At 49.1% G+C, this 640-nt stretch carries 1 protein-coding gene; it reads right to left on the bottom strand.

Features of this window, described 5'->3' with window-relative positions; all coding sequences use genetic code 11:
- On the bottom strand, window positions 1-640 hold a 640-nt coding region (locus ABR397_RS23075), incomplete at both ends, for a two-partner secretion domain-containing protein (RefSeq protein ID WP_455430668.1).

Genomic DNA, 640 nt, shown 5'->3' with positions numbered 1-640 from the left:
CGATCTGTTTTCGACTAATTGATTTTTATTTCCCTGCGCATCTTTCTGTATCCACAGATTATCGCTGGCTTGCAGTAAAGCTTTATCCCCGGTATTACGCACGGTGTCGCCGAATACCCGCATATCCCGGCCGGCAGTTACGCTACCTTTATTCTCCAGCGTGGTGTTTGCCAGGGTAATATCCCGCTCTGCCTGCACGGTAATATTCGGGGCAATATCAGTTTCTTTGCCCATAATATTGAAGTCGGTTTTAGCCTTGGCATTGCCTAATTCAATTTTGCCATTAACGTTTAAAGTAATATCACGCTGGTCGCTAACCATCTCTTTCAAATTAACCCCAACGCCATCCTCAGTGGCGACAAGCCGGATTTTATTGGCATACATGCCGCCCAGCGCTTTGGTATCAATGGCTAATTGCGGTTTAGCACCTTCTCCGGTGAGCGGGTTAACCGTGCCGTCTTTTAAACTGATGCGGTTGGCGCCCTGCGTCAAAGAGAGCGTGTTGGCCTGAATCTTTCCGTTTAATTCTGTCGCCCGGCTGATGATATCGACATAATCCGTCGCTTTGCCCTCCAGCCCTTTGCCGCCAATGGTGATCTGGCCTTGTTTAACTTCCAACGCTTCCAGCGCACCCTGTTTG

The sequence above is a fragment of the Photorhabdus viridis genome (genome assembly GCF_040256935.1).
In the GTDB taxonomy this organism is placed as follows: Bacteria; Pseudomonadota; Gammaproteobacteria; order Enterobacterales; family Enterobacteriaceae; genus Photorhabdus; species Photorhabdus viridis.
Note: the sequence above shows the minus strand (reverse complement) of the source record. Positions and strands in the feature narration are given on the sequence as shown.